This is a genomic window from Dehalococcoidia bacterium, from assembly GCA_003597995.1.
Taxonomy (GTDB): Bacteria; Chloroflexota; Dehalococcoidia; order Dehalococcoidales; family UBA1222; genus SURF-27.
Genome location: QZJY01000069.1, coordinates 1 through 15769 on the forward strand (window position 1 = coordinate 1; position 15769 = coordinate 15769).

Genomic DNA, 15769 nt, shown 5'->3' on the forward strand with positions numbered 1-15769 from the left:
CGCCGCTTGCGGCGAATCCGGTAAATATATCCAGATTCACAAAGATCAACTAAGATTATTGTGATACCCCGACGCTTGCGTCGGGGAGAATGTCATTTTATTCAGGCATGAGCAAAGATAGATTACGTTTTAGAATTGGATAAACATCGCTGTCAGCTAGACAAAGCGATTCGAGTTTGGTAACAGTGGTCGGCCTGAGGTTTTCCTGCGCAGTCCCCGCCAGTATTTCCTGCGTCTCGGCCAAGATGAATTTTTCTATGGCGTTTTCTGATTTTTCTGAAAGTTCCTTATTCAAAGGGCAAACCTTCTGACATATCATGCAACCCAGCAAGGCATTATGCCATTCAGGATTGAGCCAGGCGGGGAGGGGATTTTCACTTTCATTGAAATGGGTAAGGCACCTGTCCGCGTGTATCAGGAACCGGTCAGCAGGTATGCACCCGGTGGGGCATTTGTCCATACACAATTTGCATGTCTGGCACAGCTTCATGACTTTGGGTGCACCCCAGCCGTCATCTTTACATGGCATGTCGGAGTAGAATGCTGCCAGACGGAAAAAGCTTCCCATCCCGGGGATATAACATATGTTGTTCCGGCCATATCTGCCGAGTCCGCTGCGCGCTGCCAGTGTCTTGAAGGGCAGTCTGGCTCTAGCTACGTGATATCCCCTTGGCCGTAAAAAATCCGTTACCAGTTCGGTCTGTTTCTTCCAGATATCCAAATAGATGTAAGTCGGAGGGATTATCACGGCATGGCTTCCGAAGAAAACCCGGGTGGGAAGTTGAGGTGAAGCTACAATGACAATAGAGCGGGCTTCAGGCAGAGCGGCTTTATAGTCGAAGTCGAAGTACTTTGTCAGTTCGGGATAAAAATCGGTGCTGATCGAGCCTGAACGTTTCAGTTCAAGGAGAGCTGATTCTGCTTCTGCCAGACGAGAGATGGAGACGACCTGAGCTTTGCATCCATTTTTTGCCAGGGATTCGATAAGCTCAGAAATAGGCCTGGGCATACGCTAGTGCCTATGGCCAGGAGGTCTTGTACAAAAGGCAGGCCACCTGGTGCCCGCTGCCGGCGTTCTCAAGTAAAGGAACGACCCTGGAGCAGTCTTCGAATGCCTTGGGGCACCTGGGGTGAAATACGCAGCCGGAGGGCGGGTTGATAGGGCTCGGTACTTCACCTTTAAGCACGATAACAGAACGTTTGGCTTCCACTGCAGGATCGGGTATGGGCACAGCCGAGAGCAATGCCTGGGTATAAGGATGGAGGGGCGACTTGTAGATTTCATCCCGCGGCGCAAGTTCCATCATCTTCCCCAGATACATGACACCCACGCGGTCGCTGATGTGGCGTACCACCGAAAGGTCGTGCGAGATGAAGAGATAGGCGATGCCGAATTTGTCCTGAAGATCGTCGAGCAGGTTGATGATCTGTGCCTGAATGGAAACGTCAAGAGCGGAAAGCGGTTCGTCGCAGACGATGAACTCGGGCTGAAGGGCAAGCGCGCGGGCTACCCCCAGACGCTGCCTCTGCCCGCCGCTGAACTCATGCGGATAGCGGTCGGCCATATATGGCGCCAGCCCGACGATGTCCAGCAACTCGGCAATGCGCGCATCGAATTCTTTGCCTCGTACATCGCTATTTATCTGCAGAGGCTCGCCAATGATATCGGCCGCAGTAAAACGGGGGTTGAGTGAATCGTAGGGGTCTTGGAAAATGACCTGCAGCTTGCGGCGCAGGGGCCGCAACTGGTTTTCAGTAAGCTCACAGAGGTTTTTACCTTCAAATATTACCTCACCGGATGTGGCGCGGTACAATTGAAGGACACATTTGCCTACGGTGGTTTTGCCGCATCCGCTCTCACCCACCAACCCCAGTGTTTCTCCCCGATGGATAGCGAATGTCACGCCGTCAACCGCCCTGACTTCCGCTACCTTTTTCCGGAAAAAAAGACCGGATGTAATAGGGAAATATTTGGTCAGGTTATTTATTTCAATGATTACGTCTTCTGCCATGGCATCTCCCCGTTAGATGCTACCCAACATGCTGAAAAATGGCCTGGAGCAATTTCCACCAGCTCCGGTTTTTCTGTTATACATTTCGTTATATAGTACTGGCAACGAGGCTGGAAAGGACAACCCTCCGGCGGACACATCATATCGGGGGGCTGGCCTTCAATGGGAGCCAGGCGCGACTTGCGCGGCTCATCCAGTCTCGGAACAGATGCCAGCAGTCCGGAGGTATAGGGATGGAAGGGGTGATGATAGACTTCAAGAGCCACTCCGTGCTCGACAACCGTCCCGGCATACATGACATAGACTCTCTGAGCGTACCTGGCTACCACTCCCAGATTGTGGGTGATAAGGATGAGAGACATCCCCATCTCATCGGTAATGCCTCTTATAAGCTCAAGTAGTTGCGATTGAATAGTGACGTCCACGGCTGTAGTGGGTTCGTCCGCAATGACGAGCTGAGGCTTGCAGGAAATGGCCATGGCTATCATGACGCGCTGGCGCATGCCGCCACTGAAGTGGTGTGGATAGTCTTTGACCCTGCGTTCCGCCTGGGGGATGCCAACCAGGGCGAGCAGTTTGATAGCCTCTTTTAGGGCTTCTTCACGCTCAAGGTGACGATGAAGCTCGAGTTGCTCGGTCATCTGCCTGCCGATGGTGAGCACGGGGTTGAGCGAGCTCATCGGCTCTTGGAATATCATAGAGATGCGAGCACCGCGTATCTTACGTATTTCTTCCGTGGAGAGTTTGAGAAGGTCAGTTTCGTCCAACAATGCTTCGCCCGAAATGACCTTGCCAGGCGGTTGGGCAATGAGGCGCAAGATAGATAGTGCCGTCACAGTTTTGCCGCAGCCGCTTTCACCTACAAGCGCCACCGTCTCCCCCTTATTAACGGTAAAGGAGACCCCGTTGACGGCCTTGATTACGCCGTCTTGAGTATAAAAGCGGGTTACCAATTCGCGGACATCGAGCAGTGTTGACATACTTACCTTCTAGACCGGGGGTCAAGTGCGTCGCGCAGGCCATCGCCCAGGAAGGTAAAAGCTAACATGATAATGGCGATTGCCACTGCGGGCACTATTACCAGATATGGAGCGGAAAACATAACATTATAACCATCTCTTATCATGGCGCCCCAGCTCGGAGTCGGCGGTTTCACGCCTATTCCGATGTAACTTAAAGCTGCTTCAGCGAAAATGGCGCGCGGGACACCGAAAGTGATGGCTACGATAATCGGGCCGAGTGAATTGGGTAAAAGGTGCCGAAGGGTGATATAGCCGCTTTTACCACCCATAGCACGAGCTGCGGTGACAAAGTCCCTCTGTTTCAAAGATAGTACCTGGCCGCGCACGAGCCGGGACACATTCACCCAGGCAACCAGCCCGATAGCCAGGAATATGACGAAGATACCACCACCTAAATTAGCGAAGCTGGAACCGCGCAGAGCGGCGCTAAGGAGGATGATGAGCAGAATATCAGGAAACCCATACATAATATCCACGAAGCGCATCAGAAGATTATCCACCCTTCCGCCTATAGACCCCGCAAACGCGCCAACGGGGAGTCCTATTGCCAGCACGATTAACTGGGTAAAAATACCTACGGCGAGCGATGTCCGGGCCCCGTACAACATGCGGGCGAACACATCACGCCCGAGCTCGTCTGTCCCGAACCAATGGGTGGTACTTGGGGAAAGCATAATAGAATCAAGGTCCTGTTTGTCGAAATTATATTTCGTAATCAGAGGAGCGAAAATAGCTCCAAGGGCGAAAATAAGAATGATGATAGCTCCGGCTACAGCCAGTCGGTTTCGTCTGAGCCTTATCCAGGCATCAACCCACAGCGTACGGTGCGGACGCGGCTGGCATACTTCGGCGGTTTCCGATGAGACGGACGGTTTGATATCAGTCATATCGGATTCTCGGGTCTATCATTCCGTACAATATATCTACGACAAGATTGATAATAGCGATGGCAAAGGCGTAGAAAAGCACGGTGCCCATAATCAGGCCGTAATCGCGCTGAAAAACGCCCTGCACAAAGAGCCTGCCAATGCCCGGTATTGAAAACAGGCTTTCAATAATAAAGGAACCGGTGACCAGAGCCGCTAGTTCAGGGCCGGCGATAGTGACCACGGGTATCATGGCGTTGCGTAAAATGTGCCTGACCAATACGATTCTCTCAGCCAGACCCTTGGCACGGGCGGTACGGATATAGTCCTGGCGTGTAACATCTAACATGCTGGCGCGGCTGATACGAGCCATATAGGCTGCCGGTAGGGCCGCTAAGGCAAAAGCCGGCATCAGAACCTGTCGAACAGAACCCCATCCGCTCGTGGGGAACCAGTGGAGCATAAGTGAAAAGATAATCATCAGAAGGATACCCAGAACGAAGTTGGGGATGCTGGCAAAGATAGTGGCAAAAATTACCGCAAAATAGTCTATAAAAGAATTCTGTTTGAGGGCGGCGGCGATGCCCAATGGAATGCCGATTATTATTGACAGTAAAAAGGCTACTATACCAAGCGTAGCGGAGATAGGCAAGCCTCCCATGACAATGGAGGTGACCGAGCGGTCTTGATATATATAGGAGACGCCGAGGTCTCCCCTTAAAGAGTTGAATATGTAGTTTTTAAACTGGATTAGAAACGGCTGATCCAGTCCGTATTTTCTATTGAGATTTTCGATTACCTGGGGTGGGAGTGCCTTGTCTCGGTCCCAGGGTCCGCCGGGAACGAGGTGCATGAGACAGAAGGTGATAAAGGCCACTACAAAAAGAACCAGCACCATCCAAAGGAGCCGGCGGATAATATATTTGCCCATGAACCTGCCTATCTAAGCTGCAAGGGATTGGAATTCCAATCCCTTGCAGCAGATTCTAGCACAACTAACTAAGATTTGCCACTATTTACTATTTTTCTATAGTAACTTTGGTCCAGAACTGGTCGCCCATAATCTGGCCATCCATACCGGTGGGAGTGAGACCCTTGAGATACGGCTTGACCAGGATAAAGCGCTCGCGGTAGAACATGGTGACGATAGGAGCATCCGCCATGACCATCTTATGAGCGTCAGACCACATCTGCAGGCGCTTGGTATTGTCAAGCTCTTTACCCGCTTGCTTGGCCAGTGCATCGAAAGCCGGGTTGGAATAAGTGGTGTGGTTGTTGCCGGCGCCGGTTCCAAAGAGCTGAGGCAGCCAGTTGTCGGGGTCGGGGTAGTCCGCGCCCCAGCCAAACCACGCCCAGGTATGCTTATTGGCGTTGACCATTTGCGAGAAAGACTTTGACTCCATCGGTTCCAGGGTCAGGTCAATTCCCAGATTATCCTTGAGTTGGCCCTGCAGGAATTGCGCCATGGTCTTGTTGCTGGCAGTATCCGAGAACTGGAATTTAAGGGCGAGTTTGCTGGCATCAGCCAGTTTAAGCTCGGTGAGGGCTGTAGCCAGTAAGGCCTTGGCTTTGGTAACGTCGAAAGAATACTCCGTGCCAATGGTAGCATCATAACCAGGCATGCCAGGAGGGATCCATGACAGGGCTACTTTGCCCACGCCGCCGCGAACCTTGTCAACAAAGGAAGCGCGGTCAACGGCGGTAGAGAGCGCCTTGCGCAGTGTCAGGTTATCGTACGGAGCAGTGTGTACATTGAATTGGAAAGCGAAGGTTACCAGGTCAGCGTTGCGCACGATCTGGGGGCTGAGCGAGGGGTCTGCCATGGTGGTTTTTTCGGTACCAACGGGAACACCGCTCATATCGAGCTCGCCGGCCTTATAAGCCGCGAGCGCGGCGTTGGCGTCAGTAATCATCTTGTAGGTTATCTTGGTGAGCTTGGGCTTGGTGCCCCAGTATTTAGCATTCGGTTCGAAGGTGATATGGTCCTGATGTACCCATTCTGTCATGACGAACGGGCCGTTGCCGATATATTTGCCGGCCTCGGTCCATTTTTCGCCGTTAGCGGTGATGATATCTTCGCGCACCGGGTAAACCGGCCACAAAGACATAATCTGGAGGAATACAGGATAGGGATCCTCAAGAGTAACCTGAAGAGTGTAGTCTCCGGTAGCTTTTACGCCAACGGCAGCCTTTAATGCGGCTTTCTCTGCGGCTGTCTTGCTGCCGGCGCCATTGTAGGCTTCAGCGCCTGCAATTGGATAGTAGAACGATGCATACTCGGTTGCCAGGTCCGGATCCAGCATACGCACGATGCTATAGGCAAAATCCTTTGCCATTACCTTGGTGCCATCGCTCCAGGTGACGTTGGTCTTCAAATTGAATGTGTAGGTTTTGCCATCAGATGAAATACCTTTGTTAGCCACAGACGGCATTTCCTTGGCAACCACGGGGATTACGGCCAAATTTTTGTCAAAACCCAGCAACCCCTCGAAGACCTGACCTATGACAGAACGCTCTGCAGCCCAAGAAGCCCTGTTGGGGTCAATCTGGGCTGGCTCGCCTGAAAGGTTTACAGTCAGTACCTGCGACCCAGCGGGTTGTCCCTGGGTGCAACTGGTGGAGAAAATACTAAGCGGAACAGAGCTACCGGCGGCAGCCAGAAGGCCCAGAGCCCCGGCGGTCTTCAGGAAATCTCTTCTCGAAACAGTTAAATTATCATTTTTTTTAACCATGCTTATTCTCCTTTTTTATTAGCCATTGCCTAACTACGGACGATGTCCCATTTACAGGTTTGTTGGCTTTCTATCCTCCTTCTTAATATTTTTGGTGGTAAATAAACCGTTTAGGAGCGGTTAATTCACCCTCCCGTTTGAGACAAAATTATGCTACTCGTAATGGTCATTGTCAATAGGAATTGGTGGAAAACATGGTAAATATTTACCGTTTATTGGGAAATGAGGATTTAACTTGATACCTTTGTCTTGACTTCTTAAGGTATGTTTTCAATTTGGAGAAGCCAATTTATGGGTGTTACGTACTCCTCCCGCATAGATAAGGCTAAAACGGAAGAAATAATCATACTATTTGAGCATTATGAGCGTTGTTCCAAGAAAAACATTTGCTGATAAGTGCTCCGTTAAGCTAAAATATGCATTATTGTTTCTGGCAGAGTCCAGACGCGGGAGCAGTTTGAATGGCAACACTCATCACGGATACCACCCTCAGGGATGCCCATCAATCTTTAATAGCTACCCGCATGCGGACCCGCGACATGCTGGATATCCTCGGCGAACTCGACCAGGTGGGTTTTTTTTCGCTCGAGGTCTGGGGCGGCGCAACTTTTGACAGCTGCATACGTTTCCTCAACGAAGACCCCTGGGAGCGCCTCAAGGCCATAAGACAGAAGGTTAAGAATACGCGCCTGCAGATGTTGCTGCGCGGCCAGAACCTGGTCGGGTACCGCCACTATGCCGACGATGTCGTGCGCGAGTTCGTGCGACTTTCCGTTAAAAACGGCATAGATGTCTTCCGCATTTTTGACGCTTTAAATGACATTCGCAACATGGAAGCCTCCATCAAGGCTATTAAAGAATTCGGGGGACACATACAGGGCGTGATATGCTACACCACCAGCCCGGTGCACACCCTGGAACGTTTTGCCGAAATGGCGGTTGAACTTGAGAATCGCGGCTGCGATTCCCTGTGCATCAAGGACATGGCCGGGCTCATTTCGCCTCATGCTGCGGTGGAACTCGTCGGAACCATCAAGCAAAGGGTAAGCATACCGATCGATCTGCATTCGCACTGCACCAGCGGCATGGCGCCCATCAGTTACTATGCCGCCGCGGCGGCAGGGGCAAATATACTGGACACGGCTTTCTCGGCTTTCGGCTGGGGAACTTCTCAACCCCCAACTGAAAGCATTGTGGCCGCCCTGCAGGGCACCCCGTACGATACGGGACTAGACCTGGCCAAGCTCAACGAAATAAATGAGTATTTTCTCAATCTCACCAATAAGTACAGGCTGTTGTTTACCGCGGAAGCCACCCGTCCAAACGCCGCGGTACTATTGCATCAGATACCGGGCGGCATGATATCCAACCTGGTGAGCCAGCTCAGGGAGCAAAAGGCGCTCGACAGGCTGCAGGACGTCTATGCCGAGATTCCCCGCGTGCGCGCCGACCTGGGTTATCCGCCGCTGGTCACGCCTACCAGCCAGGTAGTAGGGACTCAGGCTGTGCTTAACGTGCTCTCTGGCCAGCGCTACAAGCAGGTGACGCGCGAGACCAAGAACTATCTTCTGGGTCAGTATGGTGCGGCTGCCGGTGAAGTGAACGAAGATGTCAGGCGCGCTGTCATCGGAGATGAAAAACCCATCACCGTGCGCCCGGCCGACCTGCTGCCGCCCGAAATGAGTAAGGCTCGGGACGAATCTCAAAAGCTGGGCATAATGCATAAAGAAGAAGACGTCGTTACCTATGCCCTGTATCCCGAAGTAGCGACCAAATTCCTGCGCGGCGAGTTAAAAGAAGAAGCGCTGTCACAGCCTCAAGCCCAAGCGGCAGGCGCTCAAGCTACGCCTGCGGTTGCGGGGGCTTTCCCCACCGAGTTCAGCGTGGACGTGGACGGCGAGATTTTCAGCGTCAAGGTGTCGCCGGTGAGCGGCAAGGTGGTTGAAGCATCCAAACCGAAAAAAGCCAGAGCCGACCAGAAAGGCGCCGTGCTGGCTCCCATGAACGGCATGATTCTTTCCATCCGCGCCAAAGTAGGGACCAAAGTAGCCCAGGGCGAAGTGGTGGCCACCATCGAAGCGATGAAGATGGCCAGCGAGATATGTTCCCCGCATGCCGGCACCGTCAGCGAGGTATACGCTTACGAGGGCGAGCTGGTGAATGCCAAAGATGTCATTATGGTCGTAGAAGCAAGTGATAAATAAAATTCTGGTAGCCAACCGCGGCGAAATCGCCATCCGCATCATGCGCGCCTGCCGCGAGCTGGGCATCAAGTCCGTGGCGGTCTATTCCGAGGCGGACAAAAACGCCCTTTTCGCCAAGTACGCCGACGAAGCCTACCACATCGGCCCGGCGCAGGCCTCGGAAAGCTACCTGAACATCAACAAGATTATCGAAGCGGCATTACTCTCAGGCGCGCAGGCCATCCACCCCGGATACGGATTCCTCTCGGAAAATCCCAGCTTTGGCTATGCCTGCGAACAGGCGGGCATCAAGTTCGTGGGGCCGTCGAGCAAGGTGCTGGCGCTTATGGGCAACAAGATTGCCGCCAGGGTGGAGATGAAGAAAGCCGGCGTCCCGGTCGTGCCCGGCTGCGAGGAACTGGTCACCACCCTGCCGCAGGCCAAAGCTATCGCTACCAGGGTGGGCTATCCGGTTATCGTCAAACCCTGCGGGGGCGGAGGCGGCATCGGCATGAAGGTGGCCTCCTGCGAGGCCGACCTGGAAGCGGCCATCGCCGGTTCACAGCAGATGGCGGGCAAGGCTTTCGGCGTGCCCGATGTCTATATCGAAAAATTCATCAGCCAGCCGCGCCATATCGAGTTCCAAATCATGGGCGACAGCCAGGGCAACGTGGTCTATCTCGGGGAGCGTGAATGCTCCATACAGCGCCGTTACCAGAAGCTCATCGAGGAAAGCCCGTCTCCGGCCATCACGCCGGAGCTGCGGCGCAAGATGGGCGACATAGCCGTAAAAGCCGGCAAGTGGGTGGGCTACGAGAGCGCCGGCACCGTGGAATTCATCTTCTCCGGCGGCGAGTTTTACTTCATGGAGGCCAACACGCGCGTGCAGGTGGAGCACCCGGTGACCGAGATGGTGACCGGCATCGACATCGTCAAGGAGCAGATACGCATCGCTCAGGGGCATTCACTCTCATTCAAGCAAGAGGACATCAGGCTCAACGGCTGGGCTATAGAATGCCGCATCAACGCGGAAGACCCGCTGTCAGATTTCGCACCATCCACCGGCAAGCTGCGCGGCTACCGCTCGCCCGGCGGCGTCGGCGTCAGGGTGGACTCCGGTGTGCACACGCGTTACACCATCCCGTATATGTATGACCCCATGATATCCAAGCTTATCGTCTGGGGCAGGGACCGCCCGGAAGCCATCGCGCGCATGAAACGCGCCCTCTACGAGTACATCATCGTGGGCGTTAAGACCAACATACCCTTCCACAAGGCCGTCATGGCCAACCCGCGCTTCGTGTCCGGAGATTTCGGCACGCACTTCATAGACCGCGAGACGACGCTCCTGGAAGATATGAAGCGCATCATGGAGCAGGAAAAGCCCCTCGAAGAGAAGCTCTCCGAGATATTCGACGATACCAGGCGCATCGCCGCCATCGCCGCGGTGACGGCCATCACCCACAACAACTTGCCCGAGGCCACCTCGAAAGAGGAATAGAGACCTCCTCATTTTCTCGTAACCTAATCGTTTTTGTTTTGAGGGCGGTGTTTTTTTCGGGAAACGACTCCAACTAGTTTAGCCATGAGCCAGGCATGACAGTCGTGTCTCGGAAACGATGATTTGTTTCTTATTTAGCCTTGAACCGTTTTGACAACCTCACGCGTGAAATATTCGAAGTCTATGATTCGTTATCGCTTCCACACACTAAATTCCCGGCAAAATACGGCGTCCGCGGGTGTTCGTTTCGTTTTTTCAGGCACGGGTTGGAACGAATGCGATTCCAATATGCGAGTTCAAAACCGAGCATCTGCTGCATCTTTTGTGTCACGCAAATATATTAGCATAGGTGTTCTATCGGAGAGCAAGGGGTGATTGACGTGTTGGGGGCTACAGGGACTATTATTCTGTTGCGATTGCTTTCCTTCGTTTCGCTCAGGACTGGCTCTGTTCGATATACTCCTTGCAACGACATATAGTATAATGGCCTCATGACAACCACCTTCTGGGAAGCTTTCGTACTGACTTTTGTGCCTCTTTTCGTCGTACTGGACGCGCCCGGCAATCTGCCCATGGTGGTTGCTCTTACCGATGGGATGACCCGCAAGGAGAAACTGCGTGTCATCAACGTGGCCACCATCACCGCCGTTCTGGTGGGGCTGGCGTTTCTCTTTTTCGGCCTGTTTCTGCTGAAGGCCATGGGTATCTCCGTGGGCGCTTTCGCCGTGGCCGGCGGCATCATCCTGATGGTGCTCTCGGTCAAGTACATGACGACAGGTCATATGGTGGATTCTTCGCGTGAAGAAATGATAGCCGTGGTGCCCATCGGCACGCCGCTGCTCACCGGCCCGGCGACCATCACCACGCTCATCTTTCTCAACACACAGTTTCCGACGTATATTGTGTTGCTGTCATTTGCCCTGAATGTGCTGATTGCCTGGATTATCTTCGTGGCCGGGGACAGGATAATCAGCTTCCTGGGGCAGGGCGGCATCAAGGCGGTCTCCAAGGTGTTCAGCCTGCTGCTGGCGGCCATTGCCGTTGACCTGATAATCAAAGGCTTGAACCTGTTGAATATCCTGAACAACGGATGAGGATGCCCGGGGAAGAGTGTGGAAAACTCACGCAATCCATCAGAGTCTTTGAGCGATGGCATCGTCACGTTCCATAGAATGGAACATGCCATGCGGGCTGAAAAATTCCTGAAGGCTGCCGGGTTCAGCGCGCGGATAATAGTCCCGCCATATCTGCTCGATACCGGCTGCAACCTGGGATTGATTTTCGACCTCTCAAAGCTGCAGGAAGTCGAGCGCCTGTTGAAGGAAAAGCGGGTGGAATACACTCATATCGGGCCGCTGGGGGAGTGCCAGTAACGAAAAGACGTTAGACATCCGCAATGACAAGGAAAAATTCCTCCTAACCTCCCTTTACTAAAGGGAGTGACAACCCCTCCACCCTGGGATGCTTCGCTGCGCTCAGTATGACAAGTCGTCAGACTATTCTGTAGGGGTTGCTTCGCCCCGCCAGAGCGGGGCTCGCAACGACGGTTTTTGTCCCTTTATTACTCCAATCGGCTTTGTGCTGGCGACGATGCGCGAGATGCCGGCGTTGTGCGCCACGCCCACCACTTCTTTCACGTCCTTGTATGCTTCAGAGGCTTCTTCCGCCAGACCCGCCATGCTGCCCGCCATGACTGTTATCCCTCTTGATTCAAGCTCGTGCAACACCTCTCGCCCGCTGACATGGCGCTTGGCCTCCGAGCGGCTTTCCTGGCGACCCGCCCCGTGGCAGGTGGAGCCGAAGCTGTTCTGCATGGCCCCCTCCGTCCCTACTAATATATATGAATAGCGCCCCATGTCGCCGGGGATGAGAACGGGCTGGCCGATTTTGGCGTATTTCTGTGGTATATCGGGATGCCCCGGCGGAAAGGCGCGCGTAGCGCCCTTGCGGTGCACGCACAGGGGCTGTTTCTTGCCCTCCCAGGTATGCTCCTCTATCTTGGCGACGTTGTGGCACACGTCATAAATCAGCTCCAGGCCGGCTTCGTGGTCGCTGACGCCCATAACTCCAGTGAAGGCCTGGCGCACCCAGTGGGTGATGCACTGGCGGTTGGCCCAGGCATAGTTGGCGGCGCACCTCATAGCCGAAAGGTAGGCCTGGCCTTCGGGGGAACTCAAAGGAGAGCAGGCGAGCTGCCTGTCGGGCAGGCTGATACCGTATTTCTGCATGGCGGAGACCATTTCTTTGACATAATCATCAGCTACCTGATGACCCAGGCCCCTCGACCCGCAGTGCACCCATAGCACCACCTGGCCGGGCTCGTCGATGCCCATGACCTTGGCCGTTTGCGGCTCGAAGATGTGGTCGATGATGTCCACCTCGAGGAAGTGATTGCCGGAGCCAAGCGTGCCGAGCTGGGGAATGCCGCGCTCTTTGGCATGCCTGGAGACGAAACCGGGGTCGCATTCGGTCATCTCGCCGTGCTCTTCGGTGGTCTCCAGGTCTTCCTGTCGCCCATAGCCTTTGTCCACCGCCCAGCGAGAACCCTTCGTTAAGACATCATCAATCTCTCTGGCTTTTAAGCGTATCTTTCCCTCGGAACCCACGCCGGAAGGGACGCTGTTGTAGAGGGCCACGATGAGGTCTTTCATCTTCGGCTCGACATCTTTTTTAGTGAGATTGGTGCGCAACATGCGCACGCCGCAGTTGATGTCGAAGCCCACGCCGCCGGGCGATATGACTCCGTCCTTGATGCGCATGGCCGCTACGCCGCCGATGGGGAAGCCGTAGCCCCAGTGAATGTCGGGCATGGCGAAAGAGTAGCCCACTATGCCGGGAAGGAAGGCGACGTTGACCACCTGCTCGAGCGCCTGCTCCTCGCGGATGGTATCCAGCATGTCTGCCGAGGCGAAAATCATGCCGGGCACGCGCATGCCGCTGCGGTAGCTTTTGGGGATGATGTAGCGGTTTTCATCCAGCTTTTCCAGGGGACCGTTCCACTTTGGCATAGATTACCTCCACGTCTTTCCCCTCTCCCTTTGGTAAAGGGAGACTGACCGCCGCAGCGGTCTGAGAGGGATTTATCCCCTCTGTCGCAGGGGCGAATGGCCATTCGCCCCTACACATCGAACACCACCCTTACCCTCGGCTTATTCTCGCGCACTTCGAGCGTGTAGTAGGTGGCGCTCTTGACCCCGATAATCATCTCATGCCGTTCTGGGTCGAACTTCTCGCCGTAACAGGTCGCCGTTAAATGCGTCCCGTTGAGAGCAACCTCAAAGCGCTTGAACAGCAGCTGCTCCACGTCGAAAAGATAAAGCAGGCGGTTGAGCCACTCGAAGAGGAGTGTCTCCTTATCCTTCTCCGTTATTGAGATGCGCCGCTCCTCGGTCTCTCTTACTTTCCTGAGGTCGGTCATGACGGCGAACATGCCGTAGGCGGCATTGGCGAAGGCTTCATCGAGCGTTTTGCCGTAGGCGTAGAGACCGGCATCGGCGGTGTGCGGGATTAGGCGGTAGCGCGGCATGGGCCTAGCCTTTAGGGTTGCCGAGGTATCTCGCGAACCAGGCAGCGGCCAGGTTGGCCACCTGCGGCAGCGCGCCCTGCTCTTCAAAGAGGTGGGTGGCTCCGGGGACTAGCGACAGCTCTTTAACGGACGTCAGTTTATCCAGAGTCTGCTGGTTGAGCTCGATGACCTGCGTGTCCAGCCCTCCGACTACCAGTAACACAGGGGCTTTCACGCGCGGCAGGGAAGACGCGGCGAGGTCCGGCCTTCCCCCTCGTGAGACGACGGCTTTGACTGTCTGCGGACGTTCGGCTGCCGCCACCAGCGCCGCCGCCGCGCCCGTGCTGGCCCCGAAACAACCGACATTAAGGCTCTGGGTATCCTTATTACGCGCGACCCAATCGACGGCGCCGACGAGTCGTCTGGCCAGAAAATCGATGTCAAAGCGCAGGTGACCTGTCACGGAGTCAATTTGTTCTTCTTTAGGTGTCAGCAGGTCGAAAAGGAGCGTGGCCAGGCCGGCTTCCTGCAGCACGCCCGCCACGAAGCGGTTGCGCGGGCTGTTGCGGCTGCTGCCCGAGCCGTGAGCGAATACCACGATGCCTTTAGCCTTTTTGGGGATTACGAGGTTGCCTTCAAGAGGTGCCCCGTCGACTACTAATCTTATAGGGCGTTCATTCTCCATGTGACGCCTCCACTTTTTGCTGCCTGCTGCGGGCTTCTCCTTTGAGGATGGATAGCACTTCTTCATCCTCGACCTGGTCGAAGCGCAGGTAAAACTGGCCGACGGCGGAAAAATATGAAGGGACGCGCGCCACCAGCATTTCGTCACAGTCGGCGGCGAGTCGCCTGACGGTGTCTTCCGGCCCCACCGGCATGGCAGCGATCAATTTAGAAGGATTCTCGTGCCGCGCCGCCCATAGCGCCGCCTGCAATGTCGAGCCGGTAGCCACGCCGTCGTCGGTGACGATGACCTCCCGACCCTCGAGCGGCATTTTAGGCAGGACGGAGCGCACCAGCGCCATGCGGCGGGCTATCTCAGCCATCTGATAGTTTTTTTCCTGGGCGATGTATTCCTCGGAAACTTCAAGCGCGGCGACCAGCGACTCATCCAGAAAAAGTTTTCCCGTTTCACTGACCGAGCCGATGGCGAGTTCCTGGTTCTGCGGGGCTCTAAGCTTGCGCGCCAGCACGATGTCCAGTTCGCCATCGAGCATGCGGGACACCTCGCGCGCCACCACCAGGCCGCCGCGCGGGATGCCCAGCACCACCGGCTTGTTCAGGCGCTGGCTTTTAAGGCTGTAACCCAGCAGGCGGCCGGCTTCGAGGCGGTCGCGGAAGGGCTCGCCGTTGCGGGAGAGGATATGAAGATTGCCCATAAATACCCCGTATTAATTATAGCAACCAGAGGGGATTAAAAGCACTCCTTGAGCATAAAACTTTCGTGACATTTTTGGGGAACGGAATTTGCATTTAAGTTAAGGAAGACCCCCTCACTTTTATTCTCTCCCACGGAGGGGAGAGAGAAAGAAAATGAAGGGCTCGCCGCTGCGGGACAACATGTATAAAGCTCCCATCAATGCTCCTGCAAAATTGAGAGTAGGGACAGGGATCGTTTTGCTGAGTTAAGGTACCCCCTCACTGTTGTCTCTCCCTCGTGGGGGAGAGACGGATATTGAAGGGCCTGTTTCTGTGGGATGTGCAGATTGCCCATATCAACTCCTTTTCTTATTATAGCAGTCAGTTTAAACTAAAAGCACCTGCGAGTATGAAAAATTTGTAACATTTTGAAGGGTGACCCCCTCTCTTACATCTCTCCCACGGAGGGGAGAGAAAATATAAGGAAGGGCTTTTTATACTCACCTTTTCCCGAATACCCCGACCATTGTGGTCGAGGGATGTAGTTCGCCGCGAAGCGGACCGAACGAAGTTCGTATCTGTTAATACC

14 protein-coding genes are annotated in these 15769 nt (G+C 54.5%); 4 read left to right on the forward strand and 10 right to left on the reverse strand.

Annotated features, from left to right (window positions below; genetic code table 11):
- Window positions 1-97: 97 nt before the first annotated feature.
- The 6 genes from C4542_08945 to C4542_08970 form a co-directional block, all read right to left on the reverse strand.
- A complete protein-coding gene (locus C4542_08945) occupies window positions 98-1009 on the reverse strand; it encodes an epoxyqueuosine reductase (GenBank protein RJO60541.1) in 912 nt (303 codons plus the stop codon).
- A gap of 10 nt (window positions 1010-1019) precedes the next feature.
- Window positions 1020-2012, reverse strand: a complete 993-nt coding sequence (locus C4542_08950) for an ATP-binding cassette domain-containing protein (GenBank protein ID RJO60542.1) — start codon at window positions 2010-2012, stop codon at window positions 1020-1022.
- Entirely contained in the window at window positions 1997-2992 is a 996-nt protein-coding gene (locus tag C4542_08955; GenBank protein RJO60543.1) for an ABC transporter ATP-binding protein, read from the reverse strand. The genes C4542_08950 and C4542_08955 overlap by 16 nt, the downstream gene beginning before the upstream one ends.
- A 2-nt stretch (window positions 2993-2994) precedes the next feature.
- Window positions 2995-3921, reverse strand: a complete 927-nt coding sequence (locus tag C4542_08960; protein RJO60544.1) for an ABC transporter permease — start codon at window positions 3919-3921, stop codon at window positions 2995-2997.
- Window positions 3914-4831 (reverse strand): ABC transporter permease, encoded by a 918-nt coding sequence (locus tag C4542_08965; GenBank protein ID RJO60545.1) that lies wholly within the window; start codon window positions 4829-4831, stop codon window positions 3914-3916. Before C4542_08965 ends, C4542_08960 begins: the two co-directional genes overlap by 8 nt.
- A gap of 88 nt (window positions 4832-4919) precedes the next feature.
- The gene (locus C4542_08970; GenBank protein RJO60546.1) at window positions 4920-6632 is read right to left on the reverse strand and encodes a peptide ABC transporter substrate-binding protein; all 1713 of its coding nucleotides are present in this window, start codon (window positions 6630-6632) and stop codon (window positions 4920-4922) included.
- Window positions 6633-7093: 461 nt separating this feature from the next.
- Here C4542_08970 and oadA point away from each other — a divergent pair, with 461 nt between their 5' ends.
- From oadA to C4542_08990, 4 genes are all read left to right on the forward strand, one after another.
- On the forward strand, window positions 7094-8836 hold the full coding sequence (gene oadA, locus C4542_08975) for an oxaloacetate decarboxylase subunit alpha (GenBank protein RJO60547.1): 1743 nt from the start codon (window positions 7094-7096) through the stop codon (window positions 8834-8836).
- Entirely contained in the window at window positions 8826-10316 is a 1491-nt protein-coding gene (locus C4542_08980; protein ID RJO60548.1) for an acetyl-CoA carboxylase biotin carboxylase subunit, read from the forward strand. Before oadA ends, C4542_08980 begins: the two co-directional genes overlap by 11 nt.
- Window positions 10317-10807: 491 nt before the next feature.
- Entirely contained in the window at window positions 10808-11410 is a 603-nt protein-coding gene (locus tag C4542_08985) for a MarC family protein (GenBank protein ID RJO60549.1), read from the forward strand.
- Window positions 11411-11488: 78 nt separating this feature from the next.
- Window positions 11489-11689 carry a DUF3343 domain-containing protein gene (locus C4542_08990; GenBank protein RJO60550.1) on the forward strand — a complete coding sequence of 67 codons (201 nt, stop codon included), beginning with the start codon at window positions 11489-11491 and terminating at the stop codon, window positions 11687-11689.
- Window positions 11690-11812: 123 nt separating this feature from the next.
- Here the strand turns inward: C4542_08990 and C4542_08995 are convergent, their stop codons facing one another.
- The 4 genes from C4542_08995 to C4542_09010 form a co-directional block, all read right to left on the reverse strand.
- Complete coding sequence (locus C4542_08995; protein ID RJO60551.1) at window positions 11813-13324, reverse strand: RtcB family protein; 1512 nt, start codon at window positions 13322-13324, stop codon at window positions 11813-11815.
- Between the two features lie 110 nt (window positions 13325-13434).
- The gene (locus tag C4542_09000) at window positions 13435-13842 is read right to left on the reverse strand and encodes an archease (GenBank protein ID RJO60552.1); all 408 of its coding nucleotides are present in this window, start codon (window positions 13840-13842) and stop codon (window positions 13435-13437) included.
- A 4-nt stretch (window positions 13843-13846) separates the two neighbouring features.
- Complete coding sequence (locus C4542_09005) at window positions 13847-14506, reverse strand: alpha/beta hydrolase (GenBank protein RJO60553.1); 660 nt, start codon at window positions 14504-14506, stop codon at window positions 13847-13849.
- On the reverse strand, window positions 14496-15200 hold the full coding sequence (locus C4542_09010; GenBank protein RJO60554.1) for a phosphoribosyltransferase: 705 nt from the start codon (window positions 15198-15200) through the stop codon (window positions 14496-14498). The genes C4542_09005 and C4542_09010 overlap by 11 nt, the downstream gene beginning before the upstream one ends.
- Window positions 15201-15769 lie beyond the last annotated feature (569 nt).

Bases quoted from the DNA above. Each gene is read 5' to 3' on its own strand.
- C4542_08985 (RJO60549.1), top strand. From the start codon at position 10,808: ATGACAACCACCTTCTGGGAAGCTTTCGTACTGACTTTTGTGCCTCTT.
- C4542_08950 (RJO60542.1), bottom strand. From the start codon at position 2,012: ATGGCAGAAGACGTAATCATTGAAATAAATAACCTGACCAAATATTTC.
- C4542_09005 (RJO60553.1), bottom strand. From the start codon at position 14,506: ATGGAGAATGAACGCCCTATAAGATTAGTAGTCGACGGGGCACCTCTT.
- C4542_08995 (RJO60551.1), bottom strand. From the start codon at position 13,324: ATGCCAAAGTGGAACGGTCCCCTGGAAAAGCTGGATGAAAACCGCTAC.
- C4542_08965 (RJO60545.1), bottom strand. From the start codon at position 4,831: ATGGGCAAATATATTATCCGCCGGCTCCTTTGGATGGTGCTGGTTCTT.
- C4542_09000 (RJO60552.1), bottom strand. From the start codon at position 13,842: ATGCCGCGCTACCGCCTAATCCCGCACACCGCCGATGCCGGTCTCTAC.
- C4542_08970 (RJO60546.1), bottom strand. From the start codon at position 6,632: ATGGTTAAAAAAAATGATAATTTAACTGTTTCGAGAAGAGATTTCCTG.
- oadA (RJO60547.1), top strand. From the start codon at position 7,094: ATGGCAACACTCATCACGGATACCACCCTCAGGGATGCCCATCAATCT.
- C4542_08945 (RJO60541.1), bottom strand. From the start codon at position 1,009: ATGCCCAGGCCTATTTCTGAGCTTATCGAATCCCTGGCAAAAAATGGA.
- C4542_08990 (RJO60550.1), top strand. From the start codon at position 11,489: ATGGAACATGCCATGCGGGCTGAAAAATTCCTGAAGGCTGCCGGGTTC.
- C4542_08960 (RJO60544.1), bottom strand. From the start codon at position 3,921: ATGACTGATATCAAACCGTCCGTCTCATCGGAAACCGCCGAAGTATGC.
- C4542_09010 (RJO60554.1), bottom strand. From the start codon at position 15,200: ATGGGCAATCTTCATATCCTCTCCCGCAACGGCGAGCCCTTCCGCGAC.
- C4542_08955 (RJO60543.1), bottom strand. From the start codon at position 2,992: ATGTCAACACTGCTCGATGTCCGCGAATTGGTAACCCGCTTTTATACT.